This is a genomic window from Allobosea spartocytisi (assembly GCF_014764685.1).
Classification (GTDB): Bacteria; Pseudomonadota; Alphaproteobacteria; order Rhizobiales; family Beijerinckiaceae; genus Allobosea; species Allobosea spartocytisi.
In genome coordinates, this window is the sequence record NZ_JACXWY010000006.1 from 73,866 (window position 1) to 93,912 (window position 20,047).

The following is a 20,047-nucleotide window of genomic DNA, read 5'->3' on the forward strand; positions in this document are numbered from 1 at the left end:
GTCTCCTCAATGCGCGCGTTCGCGCAGCGCCACGACGGCGCCGAGCACCACGACGCCATAGAGGATGGCGCGCGTGGCATAGGGCAGGGTGGTTCCGGCGAGCAGGGTCTGGAGCGCGGTCAGCAGCAGCACGCCGCCGAGCATGCCGAGATAGGAACCGCGCCCGCCGGTGATGAGCGCGCCGCCGACCACGACGACCGCGATCGAGGGCAGCAGGTAGTCGTCGCCCATGCCCAGGCTCGCCTGACCGGAGAAACCCGCGAGCATGATGCCGACCAGCGCGGCGCAGGCGCCCGAGAGCATGTAGACCTTGACCAGCGTCGCCTTGACCGGAACGCCGGAAAGCTCCGCCGGGCGCTCGCCATTGCCGATGGCGTAGATCCGCCGGCCGAAGACGGTGCGTCCGAGCAGGATCGAGGCACCGGCGGCGAAAAGCACCACGAGCGGCACGACCGGCGTCACGCCGAAGATTTTCGCGGTCATGAACCAGCGCAAGGCGGGCGAGGCGAAGCCGTTTGGCGTCCCGCCGGAATAGACCAGCGCCGCTCCTTGCAGGATGCCGTTCATTGCCAGCGTCATCACGATCGGCGAGAGGCCGAGCGCGACGATGCCGAGCCCGTTGACGAGGCCGATCAGCGCGCCGAGCGCGAGCACGGCGGGCACGGCATAGACCAGCGCGGCATCCGAGCCCGAGAGCAGGCCGGCGCAGAGAATGCCGGAGAGGCCGATGGTCCAGGGCAGCGACAGGTCGAGCCCGCCGGTCAGGATCACCGCGCCCTGTCCGAGCGCGAGGACGGCGAGAAAGCAGCCGAGCACGATCAGCGAGTCGTAATAGGGCCAGGAGACAATCGTGTTGCCGAGCACGAACTGCGTCACCACGAGGACCGCGACAAAGCACAGATAGGCTGGCACCGCGTTGCGCAGCGCTTCGGCATGGCGGCGCCACCAGGCTGGGTGCTCGATCGCCGGATCGTGCATCGGCAGGGCGATGCGGGCAGAGGGCAGATCGAGCTGGCGCGGCAGGCGCCCGGCCCGGCGGGCGGCGGCGCGAGCAAGACCCTGGCGCAGCGTGCGGGCCAGCACGGAATCGCGCGCCAGGGAGGAGGCGAGGACCGCCAGCACGAGGATCAGGCCCTCGACGACCGAGGAGTAGAAGGCGGGCACGTCGAGCACGAGCAGGATGTTGACGACGAGCATCAGCACGTAGGCGCCGAAGATCGTGCCGACGATGCCGCCGCGCCCGCCGCCCAGCACGGTGCCGCCCAGCACCACGGCCGCGAACATCTGAAGCAGCATCGGATTGCCGACGAGCGGATCGCCCGAGCCGGTTTGGGCCGTAATGAAGACGCCCGCCAGACCATAGAGCCCGCCCGCCAGCACATAGGCGAAGAACTCGTGCAGCCGGACGCTGAGCCCTGCGGCGCGGGCGGCCTCCCGGTCGGAGCCCAGGGCCGGCAGGGCCTTGCCGAAGAGCGTGTTCTTCAAGGCAAGCCACAGGCCGATGAGAGCCGCCAGCAGCAGCACCGGCATCGGCAGCACGCCGGGGATGGCGTCGCCGGTCAGGGCCTGCGCGAAGCTGCCGGGAATCTGCCCGCCGGGCTTGTCCATCACGAGGAGGGTGACGCCTTGCAGGATGAACATGGTGGCGAGCGTCACCACGATGGGCTGGAGCCTCAAGCCCGCGATGAACAGGCCGTTGAAGGCGCCGGTCGCCGCGCCGACACCGATGCCGGCGAGCGTCCACAGCAGCATCGAGCCGGGGCTGTCCTGCATCTGCCCGGCGAGCGTGACGTTGACGAGCGAGATGACGGCAGCGGCCGACAGGTCGAAGCCGCCGGTCAGCACCACGATGGTTTGGCCGCTCGCTGCGATGGCGAGCGTCGCGCCGCCGGCAGCCAGCGTGCCGAGTTCGTAATAGCCGAGCGTGCCGCCGCTGAGCCAGCGCACGAGTCCGAGGCAGAGCAGGAAGACGCCGATCGCGATCAGCGGTCCGCGCAGGCGGTCGAGCCAGCCGCGGACGAGGGAGGTGCTTGCGGACTGCGGCGCCGTGGCAGCGATCGCGCTCACGAGAGGGCCTCCAGCGTCGAAACCTGTTGCGCGGCAAGTGCGCCGGCTTCGCTCCCGAGCATGGCGCGCAGGATCGCATCCTCCGTGATCGCGTCGCCTTCCAGCCGCGCCGCTGCCTTGCCCCGGTAGAGCGCGATCACGCGGTCGCAGAGATGGTCGAGTTCGGCCGTCTCGGTCGAGTGGAACAGGATTGAGCCGCCGGCAGCCGCGAATTCGCGCATCAACGCATAGATCTCGTTCTTGGTGCCGACATCGATGCCGCGCGTCGGGTCGAACAGCAGCAGGATGCGGCTTTCGGCGAAGAGCCATTTCGCCACGGCGATCTTCTGCTGGTTGCCGCCGGAAAAGGCCTTCACCGGGGTCCAGAGGGCGCGCATCTGCACGTTGAGGCGGGCCATGACGCGAGCAACCGCCGTTTCCTCGCGCTTTCGGTCGACGAAGCCGAAGCGGCTGTAGCGCTCGATTGCCGGCAAGGAGATGTTGCGCCGGCCGTCGAGCTTGAGGAAGAGCGCCTCGGTCTTGCGGTCCTCCGGCACGAGGCCGATCCCGATCCGCGCATCGAGAGCATCGCGCGGCGAGGTCAGGCTGACCGGACGGCCGTCGATGCGGATTTCGCCGCGGCTTTCGGCCGTGCCGAAGAGGGCCGAGAACAATTCCAGCTGGCCCATGCCCTGGAGGCCGGCGACGCCGAGGATCTCGCCGCGTCGCAGCCCGAAGGACAATCCGTCGAGGCGGTTGCCGACCGAAAGCTCGGTGGCCGCCAGCACGGGTTCCTCGGAAAGCCTGCTGCGCGGCGGGCGCGGTGGAAAGGAATGGCCGCCGCTGCCGCCGGCGATGAGGCCGATTAGCTCCTCGTCCCCGACATCGGATAGTGGGCGCGTCGCGATATGCTTGCCGCCGCGCAGGACGGTGACGCGGTCGCAGAAGGCGCGGACCTCGCGCATGCGGTGCGAGATGAAGACGGTGGTGACACCTTGAGCCTTGCCCCTGGCGATGATCGTGCCGAGCCAGTCGATGTCGCTGCCCGACAATGTCGAGGTCGGCTCGTCGAGCAGCAGGATGCGGGGCTTGCGGAACAGCGCGCGCGCGATCTCGATCTTCTGCCGCTCGTTGAGATCGAGGTCGCGGATCTCCGAGCGTGGGTCGATGGCGCTGAGGCCGAGAGCATCAAGATGTTCCTCGACCGTGCGGCGCGCCTCCGCCCGCCGGATCAGGCCGAGCGGCCCGCGAGGCGGGGTCGGCAGCAGCATGTTGTCCAGCACGCTGAGATCGCGGACGAGGCTGAGTTCCTGGAAGGCGGTGCGGATGCCGCAGCGGTGCGAGGCGGCCGGCGAATGCAAATCCGCGCGCTCGCCGAAGATGTCGAACCCGCCCGTGGTGGGTCGCACCAGCCCGGAGAGCAGCTTGACCAGCGTCGACTTGCCGGCGCCGTTCTCGCCGAGCAGCGCATGGGTGTCGCCGGCCATGATGTCGAAGCCGACATCGTTGACGGCGATAGTCGCGCCATAAACCTTGCGGATGTCGCGGGCGGCGATCGCGACAGGGGCGCCGTCAGGGGAAATCTCGCGCTGAAGCACGGGCGGCCGTCCTTCCTGCGTTGGCGGTAGCGGGATGCCGGGCGACGTGGCGCCGCCGGGCGCTGGAGCACCGGGCCGAAAAGTGGAAGCCACTTTTCGGAAAAATCCGATGCTGAAGGAACGAGCAGGATCCTCCTGCCGCGCCCTGACCGGGCGCGGCGGATTCTGCGATCAGTTCTCGGGCTGGCCGACGAGGGCGGCGTTGAGACCGATCTCGGGCGTCTCGCTCGAGAAGATCGAGGCGAACCAGCCGGGATTGGTCACGATCGAGGGCTTGAAGGCGTTGCAGCCCGCCTTCATCTCGTCCCAGGTGCCTTCCTGGCAGAGCTTGATCGTCTCGTTGGTGACGACCGGCAGCGGTAGGACGGTCTTCTTCGGCACGTCCTTGCCTTCCAGCTTGGCCACGGCGAGCTTCAGCGCCAGCGCGCCGGAATAGGGCGGCGAGGCGTAGGAGATGCGCGGCGCGGCCATCGGCTTGTAGGTGCCGTTGGCGCCTTCGACCTCGGTGCCGGTGGGCAGCATCTGCACACGCCCGCCATTGGAGCCTTCGCCTGCACAGGGCTTCAGCTTGTCCTCGGGGATGCCGGCCTCGATCTGCATGGTATTGGCGGTGTAGCAGCCGACCTGCATCCAGAGACCGTCGATCTGGTCCCATTTGCGGGTGGCCAGGATCTTCGACAGTTCGGTGCGCGCAACCGCCTGGCTCCACATGCCGACCGCCTCGTTGACGATCTTGATGTCGGGATGCTTGGCGAAGACCTCTTTTGCCGCCTTGGTGCGCAGCGTGTCGACCGAAGTGCCGGGCACGCCGGTGATCGAGACGATGTTGCCCTTGCCGTTCAGCTTCTTGACCAGCCATTCGGCGGTGACGCGCCCGGCCTCCTCCTGATCGATCGCGACATTGTAGGCGCAGGGCTCGGTGATCTCGCCGTCATAGGCGATGACGGTCACGCCCTTCTCGCAGGCGTTCTTCACCGCGGCGTTGAGCGCCGTCGGCGAGATCGGGAAGACGATGATCGCCTTGGCGCCGGCCTGGACCATGGCGTTGATCTGCTGGATCTGGCGCTGGGCGTTGGGGCCGGCGACCTGGACCTGCAGGTCGACCTTGTCGGCCATCGTCTTGGACGCCGCCATGGCCTTGATCATGTTGGCGGCCTCACCCTGCCAATCATTGCCGATATAGCTCATCGACAGGAAAATCTTGTGCTTGGCCTGGGCCTGCGCGGCGGAGACTCCGGCTGCGGACAAGGCCAGCGCAGCGGCAGCAGCCATCAAGTGCTTCTTTTTCATCATGAGCGTCCTCCCCGACGCGGTGGCGTTCAATCGTCAGGGCACCTTGACCGGCGCCTCGTTTCTTTTGATCAAAGATCACAAATCATATATCAATGCAATGCGGATTTGATGTCGAGCCCGCGACCGCTATGGTCGCCCCGACGAACACCTTGGATTTCAAGACGATGAGCCTCGTGCGCCCTCAGGAGCTGCCTTACTCACCCATCTCCCGCGCGACGATCCAGGAGCATGTCTATGGCCGGATCCGGGAGATGATCCTGAACGGCGACATTGAGCCGGGCCGTACGGTGACGGTGAGCAGCCTGTCCGAGGCCTTTGGCGTCAGCGCTATGCCGGTGCGGGAGGCGCTGCACCGGCTCGTCGCCGAAAAGGCCCTGACCGTGGTGGCTGGCCGCTCCGTCGGCATCCCGCCGCTCAGCGCCGAACGACTCGACGACCTCAGGCGCGTCCGCTGCGAGATCGAGGGCATGGCCACGGAGTGGGCCGCTGCGGCGATCACGCCGGCGCAATTGCGCCATCTCGAAGAGCTGATTGCGATCATGGACGCCGCGAAGGCCGAGAAGGACCGCGCCCGCTATGTGCCGGCCAATCGGGACTTCCACTTCACCATCTACAAGGCCGCCGCCTCGCCGGCCCTGATGGCCATCATCGAGTCGCTCTGGCTGCAGATCGGGCCCTACATCAACCTGCTCAAAGAGACCGACAACTGGACGAGCGCCAATCGCGACCACAAGGCGATCCATGCGGCGTTGCTGGGCAAGGATGCCGCGGCGGCCAGACGATCCCTCCAAGCCGATATCGAGCAAGCGGCGAAAAGCCTGGCCGGGCTTCTCGATATCTGAGCCGCGGGCGGCTCTCCTCGTTACGGCTGACCCATCCGAGATACGTAGGCGGCTCCTTGCAGACGCGCTGCGCGCAGTAGGGCGCGTTCGTCCACATGCGGCATCGGGATTGCGCAACGTTTGCGGGGAGGGCCCAGCCGCCAGCGGCCTCTCGCTCGTCGCCCGGAAGCAGGGTTGCCTTTTGTCTCGCCTGGCGTCCGGTCCCCGAGCCGAGCAGGGCGTCGGCCTGTCTGCCCCACGCTTGCCACCACCTGCATGGCGTTTCCATTCCGAGAGCCGGTATGGCGATATTGACAAGATCGCCAGCGCACCGCAGCATCGTTACATAAAGTAAAAATAAACTCGGGAGGATGCATGCGGGAGCCGCGAAGCCGGCGGGAAACGCGATCGGCTGTCCTGCGCTATCTCTGGTGCTCCGGCGGCTCGTTTCGCCCTGCATTGGCCGATCATGTCGGGCTGACCGATGCGAGCATCTCGCGCATCGTCGCCGAGCTGAAATCCGAGAGGCTGATCGAGGAGTCGAAGCGCACCGCGCCTTACCAGGGCGGTCCAAGCTCCTTTCTTACATTAAGTAACGATCTCTATGTCGGCACGATCGAATTCTCCGGCAGCCGTGTCCATATCGGCGTCGGTTCGCTGACCGGCGAGATCCGCTTTTCCGAATGGCTGGATTTGCCGGACGGCGCAGAGCCGGAAACGGTGAGGTCGACCTACCGCCGCGCTCTTCATCAGCTCACCGATCATCTGCACCGGGCGGGCATCAGGCTTTGCCAGCTCGCGGTGTCGATCCCGGGCTATCATGAGGATCTGCGCGCCAATCCGATCATCGCGCTCGACCCCGCCGAGCTCCTGAGGGAGATCCAGGCCGCACTGCCTTCGGTGCCGCTGCTCGCGGCGAATTCGATCGTGACCCGCGCCGTCGCCCATCGGCTGAAGCTCGGTGTCGATCTTGCCGGCGGCCCCTATTTCTACACCTTCGTCGGCCATGGCGTGGCCGCCGCCCTGGTCGATGACTTCGCTTCGAGCGGGGAGGTGGCTGCCTGCGAGATCGGCCATATGGTGCTCGATCCCCGCGGGCCCCGCTGCCGCTGCGGCCATTCCGGCTGTCTCGAGGCCTATGTGTCCACGGCCGCCGTCGCGCCGGCCATCGGTCTGCGTGAGCAGGACCTGCTGGCGATGGATGAATGGCAGGCCGGCCGGCTCAAACTGTCGGCGCGCGCGCAGGCCGACCTCGCGGCGCGTTTGGCGCGCCTCGGACACGCCATCGGCAATGCGCTCAACCTGACGCCGATCCGACGGGTGGTGGTGGCCGGCTGGCCCGCGGAATTGGGCGAAAAGATGCATGCCAGCGTGCTCGGCGGCATCGAGGCCAGCCTGTTCGGCGGAGCCGCAGCCGTGAACCTCACCTTCGCGAATGCGGAATTGGGGCGGGAGCCGGCCGCCGGGCTGGCGCTAGCCACCCACGCCTATCTGCAACGGGGCGCGATGCGACCCGCGGAAGCGGCCGAGAACAGGGCCGCGCATCACTTCATCGAACAATAAAAAGGGGGGAGGACAATGAGTCTGAAAACAGTGACGGCGGCGCTTTTCGCCGGTGCCATGCTCGTGTTGACGGGGCCGGCCATCGCCGAGAGCGTTCTCAAGGTCAAACCGTCCGGAGACGTGAAGCTGCTGGATCCGCTCCTCGGCTCGGATTCCATGGCCCGGAATTTCGGCTACATGGTCTACGACACGCTGTTCGCGGTGGACGACAAGCTGGCGATCAAGCCGCAAATGGTCGAAAGCTGGGACACCTCTGCCGATGCCAAGGTGTGGACCTTCGTCCTGCGCGATGGCCTCGCTTTCAGCGACGGCCAGCCCGTGACGGCTGACGACGTGATCGCCTCGCTGAAGCGCTGGAGCGTCAACGACAGCATGGGGCAGCAGCTCAATCAGCGTGGTGCGAGCTGGCAGGCGGTCGATGCGAAGACGGTCCGCCTGACGCTGACCTCGCCCTGGGGAATGGTGCTGGACGCCCTCGGCAAGCCAGGCGCGCCCGTGCCGTTCATCATGCCGGCCCGCGTCGCTTCGGCGACGCCACCCAATCAGGCGGTGACAGATCACACCGGCTCCGGCCCATTCGTTTTCAAGAAGGACGAATGGCTGGCCGGCGCCCGGCTGGTGTTCACCAGGAACGCTGGATACAAGCCCCGCCCGGAGGCGCCGGCCGGCCTCTCCGGCGGCAAGGTGGTCAAGGTCGATCGTGTCGAATGGCAGATCATTCCGGACCAGCAGACCGCGATCAACGCCCTGATCAAGGGTGAACTCGATATCAGCGAGGAGATTCCCGGCGATCTCATTCCGCTCGCCAAGGCGTCGAAGGACATCGCTCTCGAGCGCCAGGACGATATCGGCGTCGCCCAGCAGATCCGTATCAACTCGACCCAGCCGCCATTCGACAATCCGAAGCTGCGGCAGGCCCTGCTCCATGCCGTCGACGGTGCGGAGTTCCTCTCCGCGGTGATCGACGATCCGAGCCTCGGCAAGCCTTGTCGCTCCTTCTACGTCTGCTCGTCTCCCTATTTCACCGAGGCCGGCTTTCCAGCGGTCGATCTCGACAAGGCCAAGGCCCTCCTGAAGGAAGCCGGCTATGACGGCACTCCGGTGGTGCTGCTCGACGCCACCGAGAATGCCAATATCCACGCTTTCACCATGGTGGCCGAAGCCTTGCTGAAGAGCATCGGCTTCAAGACCGATGTGCAGGCGATGGATTGGGCGACGGTCGTCGCCCGCCGAGCCAGCAAGGAGCCGGTCGGCAAGGGCGGCTGGTCGATCTTCATCTCGGGGCCGGGCGGGCTCGACATGATGGAGCCGGTCAGCCATCTTGGCCTTCGCTCGAACTGCGAGAAGGCCTGGTTCGGCTGGCCCTGCGATGCCGATATCGAACAGATGCGTGCCGCTTTTTCCGACCTTTCGGACGGCGCGCAGCGCAAGGCGCTGGCGGAGAAGATCCAGCTGCGCGCGGTTCAGACCGTTCCCTATGTCCCGATTGGCGTCCAATATCAGATCCGTGCCTATCGCACTGATCTGACCGGGCTCCTGACCCCGCCGGCGCCGGTCTACTGGAACATAGCCCGCAAATAGCCCTCCGACGATCGGCCCTGCCGCAATTCCCGGAGTGCCTGCTGCCTCGCATCGCCGGCAGCGGGCACTCCGGTGAAGGCCCGGCATGACCCTCGGCCGCAGCCGCACCGCGACACATCCGCACCCATGTCACTCGATCCATCCGCAAGCGCGCTCTCCGGCGAAGCTCTCATCGTCGATACGCCCTTCGGCCGGCTGCGCGGCGTGCTCTCCGGCGGGATCCGGTCATTCAAGGGTGTGCCCTATGCCGCCGCGCCGATCGGTCCCTTGCGCTTCCGTCCGCCGCAGCCGCTTGCGCCCTGGACCGGCCTGCGCGAGGCACTGACCTTCGCGCCGGTAGCGCCGCAGCCAGCCGATCCGGGCTTCTATCCCGGCGATCCCGACGCCATGCCCGCCGTGCCGACGAGCGAGGATTGTCTCTATCTCAACATCTGGTCGCCGGCCGAGGCGGGGCCGCATCCGGTGCTGGTCTGGCTGCATGGCGGCGGCCAGTCCGTCGGGGGGACAAGCCGGCCCGTCTATGACGGAGCGGTCTTTGCCCGAGCCGGCATCACGTGCGTCACGATCGGCCATCGGCTCGGCCTGCTCGGCTTTCTCGAAGGTGGGCGCATCTTCGGTGACGAATTCCGCGGCAGCGGCAACAATGCCTTGCGGGACATCGTGGCTGCTCTCGTCTGGGTCCGGCAGGCCATCGGAGCTTTTGGCGGGGATCCCGGCCGCGTCACGATCGGAGGCGAGTCGGCCGGGGCAAAGAACGTCGCGGCCCTTCTGGCTGCGCCCTCGGCGGCCGGCCTGTTCCATGCGGCGTTTTCGAGCTCCGGCGGCGGCGACACGGTCCATAGCCGGGAGACGGCGGATGCGGTGGCCGAAAGGGTGCTGGCCCTCGCCGGCGGTTGCCTCCGCGACCTCCAGGACATCCCGGCTGCCGGCCTCATTGCCCTGCAAGAGCGATTGAGCGGAAGCGAGACCCGGCGCCAGCCCTTTCGCCCCGTGACCGACGGGATATTCCTGCCTCGGTCGCCCCAGCGGCTCTTGCCCCGCCACCCCGTGCCGCTTCTGATCGGGACGGCGCGCGACGAGGCCGCGCCCTTTCTGGGCGAAGCGACGCATGGAGACGGCCATTCGGCGGCGGACTGGGATGGTCGGCTGCTGGCGCATCTGGGGCCTGAGATCATGGCGGAAGCCGAGAAGCGTGCCTTGCGGATGTGGCCCGGCATGCCAGCAAGCGCGCGGCACCTGAAGCTGCTGACGGCGGAAGAATACGAATTGCCATCGATCCGGCTCGCCGATGCGCATCATGCGGCCGGGCGGCCGACCTGGGTCTATCGCAACGACAGGCCGCTCGCGGCCGGGCCTTTCGCCGGCCAGGCACCCCATGTCGCCGATCTCAGCCTCATCTGGAATCAGCCGGGACCTTACGGCGCGGCGGAGGGGCCCGGCGATAGTGGCATGCACGAAATGGTCACGGCTTTCATCCATGCCGGCGGCGTCGCCGCCTGGCCGCCATACGATGTCCGAAAGCGGGCGACGCTGGTTTTCGGCGTCGACGGCGCCGAACTCCTGACCGATCCGTCCAAGGATGTTCGCCTTGTCTTCGAAGGCCTGTTCGATCGCTAGCGCGATGGATCGCGGTCCGGCTCAGGCCGGGAAGCAGACCCGCGACTGCGGGCAGAGCGCACCAAGGCAAGAGGCGGACCCGCCTCACATTGCGCTGCGATCCAGCGCATCGAACGCAACGCCAAGATGGTCCAGGAAGGCCGCACTTGCCGGTGGCAATGTCCGGCCTCTGCGCTTGATCACCGAGATGCTGCGCGCCAGCCGCGGATCGTCGATCGGCGCCGAACGAAGCATCGGCAGCGCTTTGATCTCCATTGCGGTTTCGGGCAGGATCGCGATCCCCATTCCAGCACGGACCATGCCGACGGCCGTGGACATGTAGGTCGCCTCCGCGGCAACCTCCGCCACCAGCCCCTCAGCCGCGATGGCGGCATCGACCACGGCCCGCACGCTGGTCGCCCGCGACATCAGGACGAGCGGGTGGCGTGCCACCGCTGCGAGTGAAGGCGAGGTGCCATCGTCCAGCGCGTGACCCGATGGGAATACGGCATGCATCCGATCGACGCTGCTCAGCATCAGCTCCAGCTCCGCATCCTCGAACGGTCCGCCGGTGATGCCGAGATCGACCTCCTCGGCGAGCGTCAGCGCCGTGACGCCGCTGGCGATGACGTCACGCAGCGCAAAGCCGATCTCGGGGTGTTGCGCGCGGAAGCGTGCGATCACATCCGGCAGCAGGCTCGAGGCGAACGAGGGCAGGACCGCGATGCGAACCATCCCTCCGGCCATGCGCGCGAGCTGCCGGGTTTTGTCGAGCAGCGCCTCGAGCTCGCGCAGGACGCGCCGCAGTTCCGGCAAGAGCTCGCGGCCCAGGCGCGTCAGCGCGACATTGCGCGTGTTCCGGTCGAAAAGCCGCAGGCCGAGCGCTTCCTCCAGCGCCCGGACCTGAACGGTCAGGGCGGGCTGAGAGAGATTGAGAGCCGCCGCGGCGCGGGTGAAGCTGCCATGCTCCGCCACCGCAATGAACGCCCGCAGCTGCCGAACATCGAAATTCATACTGAAATCCTATTACTGAGATAGAATAATTTCAATTGTGCTATGAATTTACGGCGGCATTCTCTGGCAACTGGAGGATGCATGCGACAGGTGAGAATAGGGGCCGGCGCGGGCTATTCGGGCGACAGGATCGAGCCTGCGGTCGAACTCGCGGAGCGCGGCCGGCTCGACTACCTCGTCTTTGAATGTCTGGCGGAGCGCACCATCGCGCTGGCGCAGCAGGCACGGCGGCGTGATCCAGGGCTCGGCTACGATCCGCTGCTGGCGGCGCGCATGCGCGCGGTGCTTCCGGCCTGTCGCCGCGCCGGCACCGCCATCATCACCAATATGGGGGCGGCCAACCCGCTGGCGGGGGCCGAGCTTGTCTGCGCGACCGCGCGCGACCTCGGCTTGCGCGGCTACAAGGTGGCGGCCGTGACGGGCGACGACGTCGCGGCTTCGGTCGGCGATGGTCATGGCCGTATCTTGGAAGATGGGCGGCCCGCTGCTGCGCTGGGGGCGAGCCTGATCTCGGCCAATGCCTATCTGGGGGCCGAGCCGATCGTACAGGCGCTCGCCGCCGGCGCCGATCTCGTGATCACCGGACGTGCCGCCGATCCTTCGCTTTTCCTCGGGCCGCTGGTGCATGAATTCGGCTGGTCGTTCGAGGATTGGCCGCGGCTCGGCCAGGCGACGCTGATCGGCCATGTGCTGGAATGCGCCGGGCAGGTCACCGGCGGCTATTTCGCGGATCCCGGCTTCAAGACGGTGCCGGGACTGGCGCGGCTCGGCTTTCCCCTCGCCGAGGTCGGCGAGGACGGCTCGGCCATCATCACCAAGGTAGAGGGCTCGGGCGGCTGCGTGACATCCGCCACCTGCAAGGAGCAGATTCTCTACGAGATTCATGACCCGGCGGCGTATTTCACCCCCGACGTCGTCGCGGACTTCTCGCAGGTTCGTGTCGAGCAAGTCGGGCAAGACCGGGTCCGCATCTCCGGAGCGAGCGGCCGCGCGCGGCCCGAAGCGCTGAAGGTCTCGCTCGGCGTCGCGGAAGGCTTCGTGGGCGAAGGCCAGATTTCCTATGCCGGCAGCGGCGCGCGAGACCGCGCGGAGCTGGCGGCCGAGATCGTGCGCGAGCGGCTGGAGTTGACGGGGCTCACGGCGCAGGAGCTGCGCTTCGATCTGATCGGCATTGACGCGCTCCACGGCCTCGGACTGCCGGCCGGCGGCGGCGAGCGGGCGGAGCCCTACGAGGTGCGGCTGCGCGTGGCCGGGCGCGCGTCCACGATGGATGAAGCGGTGCGCATCGGCAGCGAGGTGGAGACCCTTTACACCAACGGGCCGGCGGGCGGCGGTGGCGTCACCAAGCAGGTCCGCGAGGTTCTCGGAGTGCTCTCGACGCTGCTGCCGCGCGAGCGGGTCCAGCCCTCGATCCATATGTTGGAGAGCTGAGATGAAGCTGCGCGCCATCGCCCATGCTCGCGCTGGCGACAAGGGTGACACCTCCAGCATCTCGCTGATCGCCTATGAGGAGGCGGATTATCCGCGCCTGGTGCGGCACGTCACGGCGGAGCGGGTGGCGACGCATTTCGCCGGCCTCCTTCGCGGCAGCGTCAGCCGCTACGAGATCGCGTCGCTGGGGGCGCTCAATTTCGTGCTCCGGCAGGCGCTGGGCGGTGGGGTGACGCGCTCGCTCGCCCTCGACACCCACGGCAAGTCCCTGAGCTCCGCCCTGCTGGACATCGAAATTCCGGACGACTGATCCCAATCGAACGGCGCAGCAAGACGCCGCCCCGACATGACCGACAAAAGCGGAGGAAAATCCATGAGAACATCGATTTTGCGCATGCTCGCCGCAGGTGCGCTGGCCATCGGCCTCACCGGCACCGCGAGTGCCCAGGAATTCCCGTCGAGATCCCTCAAATTCGTCGTGCCCTTCGCGGCCGGCAGCGCGACCGACGCGGTGGCCCGCATCCTCGGCGAGCATGTCTCGAAGAACCTCGGGAAACCGGTCGTTATCGAGAACCTGGCCGGGGCGAGCGGTGTCATCGCCGCGCAGAACGTCGCCCGCGCCGAGCCCGACGGCCACACGGTGCTGATCACCACCAACACCACGCATGGCGCCAATCAGAGCCTGCTCAAGCATGTGCCCTATGACGCCATCAACAGCTTCGAGGCCGTCGGCAAGCTCGGCACGATCACGCTCGCGCTCGCGACCAACCCCGCCGTGCCGGCCAAAACCGTCCAGGAGTTCGTCGCCTATGCCAAGGCCAATCCGGGCAAGCTGACCTTCGGTGCCGGGTCGAGCTCGTCGCGCATCGCCGGCGAGATGCTGAAGTCCCTGGCCGGCCTCGACATCACCTATGTGCCCTATCGCAGCAATCCGCAGGCGATCACCGATCTGCTCGGCGGGCAGATCAACATCGTTTTCGCCGACATCTCGACGACTTTGCCGCAGATCAAAGCGGGCGCGGTCAACGGCCTCGCGGTCTCGACCGCCAGGCGCAGCGTGCTCGCGCCCGATCTGCCGACCATGGCCGAGGGTGGCGTCAAGGGTTACGACCTCGCGGCCTGGTTCGCGGCCTTTGTCCCGGCCAGGACGCCGCGCTCCACCGTCGACACGTTGAATCGGGCGCTGACTGCCGCCGTCAACGATCCGGCGACAAAGGAGCGTTTGCTCGCGGCCGGCGTCGAGCCTGAGACCAGCACGCCAGACGAGCTCAAGGCCTTCGTCGGGACCGAGATCGCCAAATGGGCCGAGATCGTGAAGGCCGCCGGCATCCAGCCGGAATAGAGCCCATCTCTGGCGGCGCCTTGCGCCGTCGGCACCCATGTCGAGGAAGTCCCGATGAATGCCGAGCCGGTCGTCGACCACCTCCTGCAGCGCCATGACGCCGTGCTCGACAGGCTGACAGCCTTCCTCAGGCTGCCGAGCGTCAGCACCGATCCTGCTTATGCCGAGGGCATGGCCGCCACGCGCGCCTTTCTGCTCGACTGGTTGGCGGAGATCGGGCTGTCGGATGTGCAACTGCTCGATGGCGGCGGACATCCGGCGGTCTATGGCGCCTGGCTCGGGGCGCCGGGCGCGCCGACCATCATCGTCTACGGTCATTACGACGTGCAGCCGCCCGATCCGCTCGCCCTGTGGCGGACGCCGCCCTTCGAGCCGACGATCCAGGGCGGGCGCCTGCATGCGCGCGGCGCTTCCGACGTCAAGGGCTCGACCACGATCGCGATCGAGACCGTCGCCGGGTTCCTCGCGGTGCACGGAGGCTGCCCCGTCAACATCAAGCTCTTCCTGGAGGGCGAGGAGGAGACCGGCAGCCCAAGCCTCCGCGAAATCGTGCACCGCTACGGGACGCTGCTGCAGGCCGATGCGATGATCTCGGCCGATGGCGGGCGTGCGAGCCCGACGGAACCGACGATCAATGTCGGGGCGCGTGGCCTGGCCAAGCTCGAACTCATCGTGCGCAGCGCGGAGAAGGAGATGCATTCCGGCCGCTATGGCGGAGCCGTGCGCAACGCGCTGCACGAACTCGCCGCGATCATCGCCTCGCTGCACGACGCCAACGGGGCGATCGCCGTCCCCGCCTTGATGGAGGCGCTGCCGCCACCGAGTGCGCAGGACCGCCGCGATGCCGCGGCGTTGCCGTTCGACGAGGCCGCTTTCGTCGCCGATGTCGGCGGGATCGCGGCGGGCGAGCCCGGCTACAGCCTGCGCGAGCGCTTGACGCTGCGCCCGGCGATCGACGTCAACGGCATGTGGGGCGGCTATACCGGCGCCGGCAGCAAGACGGTCATCCCCGATGAAGCGCGCGCCAAGGTCACGATCAGGCTGGCACCCGGACAGGATCCCGAACAGGCCATTCAGGCGCTGCAGGATCATATCCGCTCGGTCGCTCGCCCCGGCGTGCGCATCGCATTCGCCGGCATCGGCGGTGGCTCGCCGGCTTCGACGCTGGCGGGCCACCACCCGCTGGTCCAGGCGGCGACGCGGGTGCTGCAACGGGTCTGGCAACGCGACCCCGTCCATGTGCGTCTCGGCGCGACAGTCCCGATCACCGCGATCTTCAAGGAGTTGCTCGGCATGGACACGCTGATGTTCGGCCTGAACCTGCCAGACGAGGATGTTCACGCCCCCAACGAGTTCTTCCATCTCGATTCAATCGCGCTCGGCCTGCGCAGCTGGCCGCTGCTGCTGCAGGAGCTCGCGATATTCGCACCAGAGGAGTTTCGCGCCAAAGGATGAATGGATGGGTGCCCGACTACAAAGGGCTCTAGGTCTGTCGGCACCACATCCAACGCCTGGCCGAGGTCGCGCGGGGGAAAGCGAATTGCGGAGTTTTTCCTACAATCGCGGCAGCACGACGCGGCGATTTTCGATCAGAAAGCGATTCAAGCCGGCGATGTAAGCCTCTGGCAGGGCGAAATGTTTCGCCCCAGTGATGACCGCTTCCATGTAGCCCGGCTTCGGCTTTCCCGGATCGCCCGAACGGCCGATATAGATCAGCGCGCGCTTGGCGCCGCCGGGCACGATCACCGGCTGATTGATCTTCACATAGAGACCGCTGGCGATGTCCTCGAACTTGTCGAGCGCGCGGATGTCACTGAGCGAGCAATCCCACAGCACGCCATGGACCTCCTCGCGCGGATCGCGGATCGCCGAGGCATAGCCGTCGCGGGTGACGATGAAGCGGTGGCGCGGCAGCCGGGCCGGGCCGAGCGGCCGGGCGTTCGGGCAGCGCCGCGCCATCCCGTCCGGGTCCATGTTGAGGCCGTAGGCGAAGTAAAGGGGCATGAAGCCCTCTAGCCTCACTTCGTCTTGTTGAACAGCTCCCGGCCGATCAGCATCCGCCTGATCTCGCTCGTCCCGGCGCCGATCTCGTAGAGCTTGGCGTCGCGCAGCAGGCGGCCGGTCGGGTAGTCGTTGATGTAGCCATTGCCGCCGAGGAGCTGGATCGCGTCGAGCGCGACCTGCGTCGCCTTCTCGGCCGCGAGCAGAATGGCGCCGGCGGCGTCCTCGCGGGTGGTCTCGCCGCGGTCGCAGGCCTTGGCCACGGCATAGACATAGGCGCGGCAGGAATTCAGCGCGACATACATGTCGGCGACCTTGCCCTGGACAAGCTGGAACTCGCCGATCGACTGGCCGAACTGCTTGCGCTCATGGACATAGGGCATGACCACGTCGAGCGCCGCCTGCATGATGCCGAGCGGGCCGGCGGCCAGCACGACGCGCTCGTAGTCGAGGCCGGACATCAGCACGTTGACGCCGCGCCCGACCTGGCCCAGCACGTTTTCTTCGGGCACCTCGCAATCCTGGAAGACGAGCTCGCAGGTGTCGGAGCCGCGCATGCCGAGCTTGTCGAGCTTCTGGTGGGTCGAGAAACCCTTCATGCCCTTCTCGATCAGGAAGGCGGTGATGCCGCGCGGGCCGGCTTCCGGATCGGTCTTGGCGTAGACGACCAGCGTCTCGGCGATCGGGCCGTTGGTGATCCACATCTTGTTGCCGTTGAGGACATAAGCGTCGCCCTTCCTGTCGGCGCGAGTGCGCATCGAGACGACGTCCGAGCCAGAGCCGGGCTCCGACATGGCGAGCGCGCCGACATGTTCGCCGGAGATCAGCTTCGGCAGATATTTCCGCTTCTGCGCCTCGTTGCCGTTGCGGCTGATCTGGTTGACGCAGAGATTCGAGTGGGCGCCGTAGGAGAGGCCGACCGAGGCCGAGGCGCGGCTGACTTCCTCGACCGCGATGCAGTGCTCGAGATAGCCGAGGCCTGAGCCGCCATGCTCCTCATCGACCGTCATGCCGTGCAGGCCGAGCGCGCCCATTTCCGGCCATAGATCGCGCGGGAACTGGTTGGTCCTGTCGATCTCCTCGGCGCGCGGTGCGATCTTCTCCTGCGCAAAGGCGTGGACCGTGTCGCGGATCGCATCGGCGGTCTCGCCGAGGTCAAAATTGAAGGGGCGCGGCGCGTTGGCAAGCATGGCGGAACCTCCCGGCGGGTCGTGGGGAGCGAGGCTCCCTTGCCGTCGTTATAGCCGGACCGACGCGGGGCGTCAGTGCGCAGCCGCGCCCGACGCGGTTTGGCGTGATGCCGTGCCGGCTGCGTGCGACCCCTCATCCGCCCCAGCCCATCGCCGGTGGAGGCTTCGCTATTGCATATCCTATCCAGGGGGATAGGATATGGGCCATGAGCCACGCCATGGATCCCGACATCATCAACCGCCTGCGCCGCGCGCAGGGCCATCTCGGCACGGTCGTGGGGATGGTCGAGGCGGGCAGGGCGGTTCCCGACGTGGTGCAGCAGCTCCAGGCGGTCGAGAAGGCGCTGGAGAAGGTCAAGTCACTGCTGATCTTCGATCATATCGAGCATCACCTGTTCGACCACGCTCAGGTCGCGACGCCTGAGGCGCGCAAGTCGCTCGATGAGCTCAAGGCCCTCACCAAATATCTCTGACCGTCCGGAGCGAACCGATGTCGGCCGCGAACAGCTTTCCCGCCCAGCACCAGCACGTCTTCCTTGGCAGCGAGCATGAGCGCCACGAGCGGCGCACCTGGTTCGTCGTCGGCCTGACGACCGTGATGATGGTTGCTGAAATCGTTGCCGGTACGGTCTTCGGCTCGATGGCCCTCGTCGCCGATGGCTGGCACATGTCGACCCATGCGGCGGCGCTCGGCATCGCCGCCTTCGCCTATCGCTTCGCGCGGCAGCATGCGCATGACCGCCGCTTCAGCTTTGGAACGGGCAAGCTCGGCGATCTCGCCGCCTTCGCCAGCGCCCTGCTGCTGATGTTCATCGCGCTCGCGGTCGCCGGGGAATCGGCGCTGCGGCTCTACGCGCCGGTTGCGATCGATTTCACCCAGGCGACCGCGATCGCGGCGCTTGGGCTCGCGGTCAATCTGGCAAGCGCCTGGCTGCTCAGGGACGGGCACGACCATCACCATGGCGACACCGGGCATCACGGCCACGGGCACCACCACCATGATCACGACGATCACCACCACGGCCATCATTCCCATGGCGGCCATGGCGCCGATACCAATCTTCGCGCGGCCTACATGCATGTCATCGCGGATGCCTTCACCTCTGTCCTGGCGATCGCGGCGCTGCTCGGCGGGCGGTATTATGGCTGGGTCTGGCTCGATCCGCTGATCGGGATCGTCGGCGCCGGCGTGATCGCGCATTGGTCCGTCGGGCTGCTGCGCCGTTCGGGAGCCGTGCTGCTCGATACGGTGCCGGACGAGGCGCTGGCGAAGCGCATCGGCGAGCGGCTCGCCGCCGAGGGCGCGGAGGTCGCCGACCTGCATCTCTGGCAGGTCGGGCCCGGGCATCGCAGCGCCATCGTCTCGGTCGTGACCGGCCAGCCGAAATCACCCTCGGCCTACAAGGCGCTGCTTGCCGACCTGCCGACGTTGTCGCATGTCACTGTCGAGGTGAATACGCGACCAGCCGCCATGTGAAGCCTTTGCGCGGCAGCGCGGCTCAGTCGCCGATCACGCCGCGGCGACGTAGCAGGATGAGCGTCAGCAGCGCGGCGAGCATGCAGGCCAGCGACACATAGATTGCGCCGGCCTCGGACTCGACCCAGGGCAGCCCCTTCACATTGATGCCGAACAGGCCGGTGATGAAGGTCGCCGGCAGGAAGAGCGCGGTCAGGATCGACAAGACGTAGAGCTGCCGGTTGGTGCGGTTGGCCGAGCGGGCAGCGATCTCGTCCTGCAGCAGGCGGGCGCGATCCTGCACCGACTGGACGTCGTGATGCAGCGTGTCGACCCGTTGCAGCAGGCGCGCTGCGGTCGCCTTGACGGCATCGGGGGCGCTGCGGCCGGATTGCGTCTCGGCGAAGCGCCGGAACAAGACATGGAGGCCACTGAGCTGCCGGTGCAGCCGCACGGCGGTGCGGCGGATCGCACCGACCCGCTGCGGCCCGTCATGCAGCCGGTCCAGCAGGATCTGGTCCTCGACGCTGTCGGTTTCATCGACGAGGCGCACGACGCTGTCGGTGATGTCGTCGATGATGTATTCGATGATCTGCTCGAAAAGCGCGCTCGGGCTCTCCGCCGGCTCGCCGCGATTCAGCGCCTCCGCCGTCATCCGGATCGAGTGCAGCGCCTCGCGCCGGCCGGTGAGCAGGAAGCTGTCGCCGATGACCCAGCGCAGCGCACCGACGCTGTCCGACTTGTCGGCGATGCTGCGGATGAGGTCATGCGAGACGCCCCAGGCAAGCTGGGCCGAATGGTCGAGCCGCTGATGCGTTTCCTGCGAGAGGAGGGTTTCCTGCGCCGCGTCCGGCAGCTCCTGCTCGCCGATCCAGCTTTGTGCGCGGGTATGCACGAGGTCGAGATGCAGCCAGACGAAGCCTTCATCCGGGGCGAGGTCGGGCAGGGTGTCGCGCGCGATCAGGCTGGGCCGGCCCTCGGTATCGAAGCGATAAGCCCAGATGACGCCGGTTTGGGATTGCAGATCGGTCGGCATCGTCGTTCGTCTCGATCACGGGCAGGGCTTGTGCGCGCGGCACAGGGCTCCGCCGATGTGACAGGAACGTGACAGCCGG

At 67.2% G+C, this 20,047-nt stretch carries 17 protein-coding genes; 10 read left to right on the top strand and 7 right to left on the bottom strand.

Annotated features, from left to right (window positions below):
- Positions 1 to 6: 6 nt before the first annotated feature.
- The 3 genes from IED13_RS11805 to IED13_RS11815 all read right to left on the bottom strand — a co-directional run bounded on the left by IED13_RS11805 (position 7) and on the right by IED13_RS11815 (position 4,916).
- Positions 7 to 2,067, bottom strand: a complete 2,061-nt coding sequence (locus IED13_RS11805) for an ABC transporter permease (protein ID WP_191124277.1) — start codon at positions 2,065 to 2,067, stop codon at positions 7 to 9.
- A complete protein-coding gene (locus IED13_RS11810; RefSeq protein WP_260368357.1) occupies positions 2,064 to 3,644 on the bottom strand; it encodes a sugar ABC transporter ATP-binding protein in 1,581 nt (526 codons plus the stop codon). Before IED13_RS11810 ends, IED13_RS11805 begins: the two co-directional genes overlap by 4 nt.
- Positions 3,645 to 3,815: 171 nt before the next feature.
- Positions 3,816 to 4,916 (bottom strand): sugar ABC transporter substrate-binding protein, encoded by a 1,101-nt coding sequence (locus IED13_RS11815; RefSeq protein WP_248311216.1) that lies wholly within the window; start codon positions 4,914 to 4,916, stop codon positions 3,816 to 3,818.
- Between the two features lie 185 nt (positions 4,917 to 5,101).
- Here IED13_RS11815 and IED13_RS11820 point away from each other — a divergent pair, with 185 nt between their 5' ends.
- From IED13_RS11820 to IED13_RS11835, 4 genes are all read left to right on the top strand, one after another.
- Positions 5,102 to 5,779, top strand: coding sequence for a GntR family transcriptional regulator (locus IED13_RS11820; protein ID WP_112763253.1), 678 nt, complete (start codon positions 5,102 to 5,104; stop codon positions 5,777 to 5,779).
- A gap of 354 nt (positions 5,780 to 6,133) precedes the next feature.
- Positions 6,134 to 7,321 carry an ROK family transcriptional regulator gene (locus IED13_RS11825; protein ID WP_191124278.1) on the top strand — a complete coding sequence of 396 codons (1,188 nt, stop codon included), beginning with the start codon at positions 6,134 to 6,136 and terminating at the stop codon, positions 7,319 to 7,321.
- Positions 7,322 to 7,336: 15 nt separating this feature from the next.
- Complete coding sequence (locus tag IED13_RS11830) at positions 7,337 to 8,902, top strand: ABC transporter substrate-binding protein (RefSeq protein ID WP_191124279.1); 1,566 nt, start codon at positions 7,337 to 7,339, stop codon at positions 8,900 to 8,902.
- A 126-nt stretch (positions 8,903 to 9,028) separates the two neighbouring features.
- Positions 9,029 to 10,519, top strand: a complete 1,491-nt coding sequence (locus IED13_RS11835; RefSeq protein WP_191124280.1) for a carboxylesterase/lipase family protein — start codon at positions 9,029 to 9,031, stop codon at positions 10,517 to 10,519.
- A gap of 84 nt (positions 10,520 to 10,603) precedes the next feature.
- Here the strand turns inward: IED13_RS11835 and IED13_RS11840 are convergent, their stop codons facing one another.
- Entirely contained in the window at positions 10,604 to 11,512 is a 909-nt protein-coding gene (locus IED13_RS11840) for a LysR family transcriptional regulator (RefSeq protein WP_191124281.1), read from the bottom strand.
- 81 nt (positions 11,513 to 11,593) lie between these two features.
- Between IED13_RS11840 and IED13_RS11845 the strand changes: the two genes are divergently transcribed.
- The 4 genes from IED13_RS11845 (at position 11,594) to IED13_RS11860 (ending at position 15,740) form a co-directional block, all read left to right on the top strand.
- Positions 11,594 to 12,943: an acyclic terpene utilization AtuA family protein gene (locus tag IED13_RS11845; protein WP_191124282.1), complete on the top strand. Its 1,350-nt coding sequence runs from the start codon at positions 11,594 to 11,596 to the stop codon at positions 12,941 to 12,943.
- A 1-nt stretch (position 12,944) separates the two neighbouring features.
- Entirely contained in the window at positions 12,945 to 13,253 is a 309-nt protein-coding gene (locus IED13_RS11850; RefSeq protein WP_112763165.1) for an AtuA-related protein, read from the top strand.
- 63 nt (positions 13,254 to 13,316) lie between these two features.
- On the top strand, positions 13,317 to 14,285 hold the full coding sequence (locus IED13_RS11855; protein ID WP_191124283.1) for a Bug family tripartite tricarboxylate transporter substrate binding protein: 969 nt from the start codon (positions 13,317 to 13,319) through the stop codon (positions 14,283 to 14,285).
- A 54-nt stretch (positions 14,286 to 14,339) separates the two neighbouring features.
- Entirely contained in the window at positions 14,340 to 15,740 is a 1,401-nt protein-coding gene (locus IED13_RS11860; RefSeq protein WP_191124284.1) for a M20/M25/M40 family metallo-hydrolase, read from the top strand.
- A gap of 99 nt (positions 15,741 to 15,839) precedes the next feature.
- Here IED13_RS11860 and IED13_RS11865 read toward each other — a convergent pair whose 3' ends face one another.
- Entirely contained in the window at positions 15,840 to 16,289 is a 450-nt protein-coding gene (locus tag IED13_RS11865) for a gamma-glutamylcyclotransferase family protein (RefSeq protein ID WP_191124285.1), read from the bottom strand.
- Between the two features lie 14 nt (positions 16,290 to 16,303).
- Entirely contained in the window at positions 16,304 to 17,476 is a 1,173-nt protein-coding gene (locus tag IED13_RS11870) for an isovaleryl-CoA dehydrogenase (RefSeq protein WP_142022630.1), read from the bottom strand.
- Positions 17,477 to 17,682: 206 nt separating this feature from the next.
- Here IED13_RS11870 and IED13_RS11875 point away from each other — a divergent pair, with 206 nt between their 5' ends.
- Positions 17,683 to 17,949 (top strand): metal-sensing transcriptional repressor, encoded by a 267-nt coding sequence (locus IED13_RS11875; RefSeq protein WP_112763170.1) that lies wholly within the window; start codon positions 17,683 to 17,685, stop codon positions 17,947 to 17,949.
- A 17-nt stretch (positions 17,950 to 17,966) separates the two neighbouring features.
- Complete coding sequence (gene dmeF / locus IED13_RS11880; RefSeq protein ID WP_191124286.1) at positions 17,967 to 18,953, top strand: CDF family Co(II)/Ni(II) efflux transporter DmeF; 987 nt, start codon at positions 17,967 to 17,969, stop codon at positions 18,951 to 18,953.
- A 22-nt stretch (positions 18,954 to 18,975) separates the two neighbouring features.
- On the opposite strand, the gene IED13_RS11885 is transcribed toward dmeF, so the two are convergent.
- Positions 18,976 to 19,968, bottom strand: a complete 993-nt coding sequence (locus IED13_RS11885; protein ID WP_191124287.1) for a CorA family divalent cation transporter — start codon at positions 19,966 to 19,968, stop codon at positions 18,976 to 18,978.
- Positions 19,969 to 20,047 lie beyond the last annotated feature (79 nt).

Bases quoted from the DNA above. Each gene is read 5' to 3' on its own strand.
- dmeF (WP_191124286.1), top strand. From the start codon at position 17,967: ATGTCGGCCGCGAACAGCTTTCCCGCCCAGCACCAGCACGTCTTCCTT.
- IED13_RS11820 (WP_112763253.1), top strand. From the start codon at position 5,102: ATGAGCCTCGTGCGCCCTCAGGAGCTGCCTTACTCACCCATCTCCCGC.
- IED13_RS11830 (WP_191124279.1), top strand. From the start codon at position 7,337: ATGAGTCTGAAAACAGTGACGGCGGCGCTTTTCGCCGGTGCCATGCTC.
- IED13_RS11865 (WP_191124285.1), bottom strand. From the start codon at position 16,289: ATGCCCCTTTACTTCGCCTACGGCCTCAACATGGACCCGGACGGGATG.
- IED13_RS11870 (WP_142022630.1), bottom strand. From the start codon at position 17,476: ATGCTTGCCAACGCGCCGCGCCCCTTCAATTTTGACCTCGGCGAGACC.
- IED13_RS11835 (WP_191124280.1), top strand. From the start codon at position 9,029: ATGTCACTCGATCCATCCGCAAGCGCGCTCTCCGGCGAAGCTCTCATC.
- IED13_RS11875 (WP_112763170.1), top strand. From the start codon at position 17,683: ATGAGCCACGCCATGGATCCCGACATCATCAACCGCCTGCGCCGCGCG.
- IED13_RS11860 (WP_191124284.1), top strand. From the start codon at position 14,340: ATGAATGCCGAGCCGGTCGTCGACCACCTCCTGCAGCGCCATGACGCC.
- IED13_RS11855 (WP_191124283.1), top strand. From the start codon at position 13,317: ATGAGAACATCGATTTTGCGCATGCTCGCCGCAGGTGCGCTGGCCATC.
- IED13_RS11845 (WP_191124282.1), top strand. From the start codon at position 11,594: ATGCGACAGGTGAGAATAGGGGCCGGCGCGGGCTATTCGGGCGACAGG.
- IED13_RS11815 (WP_248311216.1), bottom strand. From the start codon at position 4,916: ATGGCTGCTGCCGCTGCGCTGGCCTTGTCCGCAGCCGGAGTCTCCGCC.
- IED13_RS11885 (WP_191124287.1), bottom strand. From the start codon at position 19,968: ATGCCGACCGATCTGCAATCCCAAACCGGCGTCATCTGGGCTTATCGC.
- IED13_RS11840 (WP_191124281.1), bottom strand. From the start codon at position 11,512: ATGAATTTCGATGTTCGGCAGCTGCGGGCGTTCATTGCGGTGGCGGAG.
- IED13_RS11825 (WP_191124278.1), top strand. From the start codon at position 6,134: ATGCGGGAGCCGCGAAGCCGGCGGGAAACGCGATCGGCTGTCCTGCGC.
- IED13_RS11850 (WP_112763165.1), top strand. From the start codon at position 12,945: ATGAAGCTGCGCGCCATCGCCCATGCTCGCGCTGGCGACAAGGGTGAC.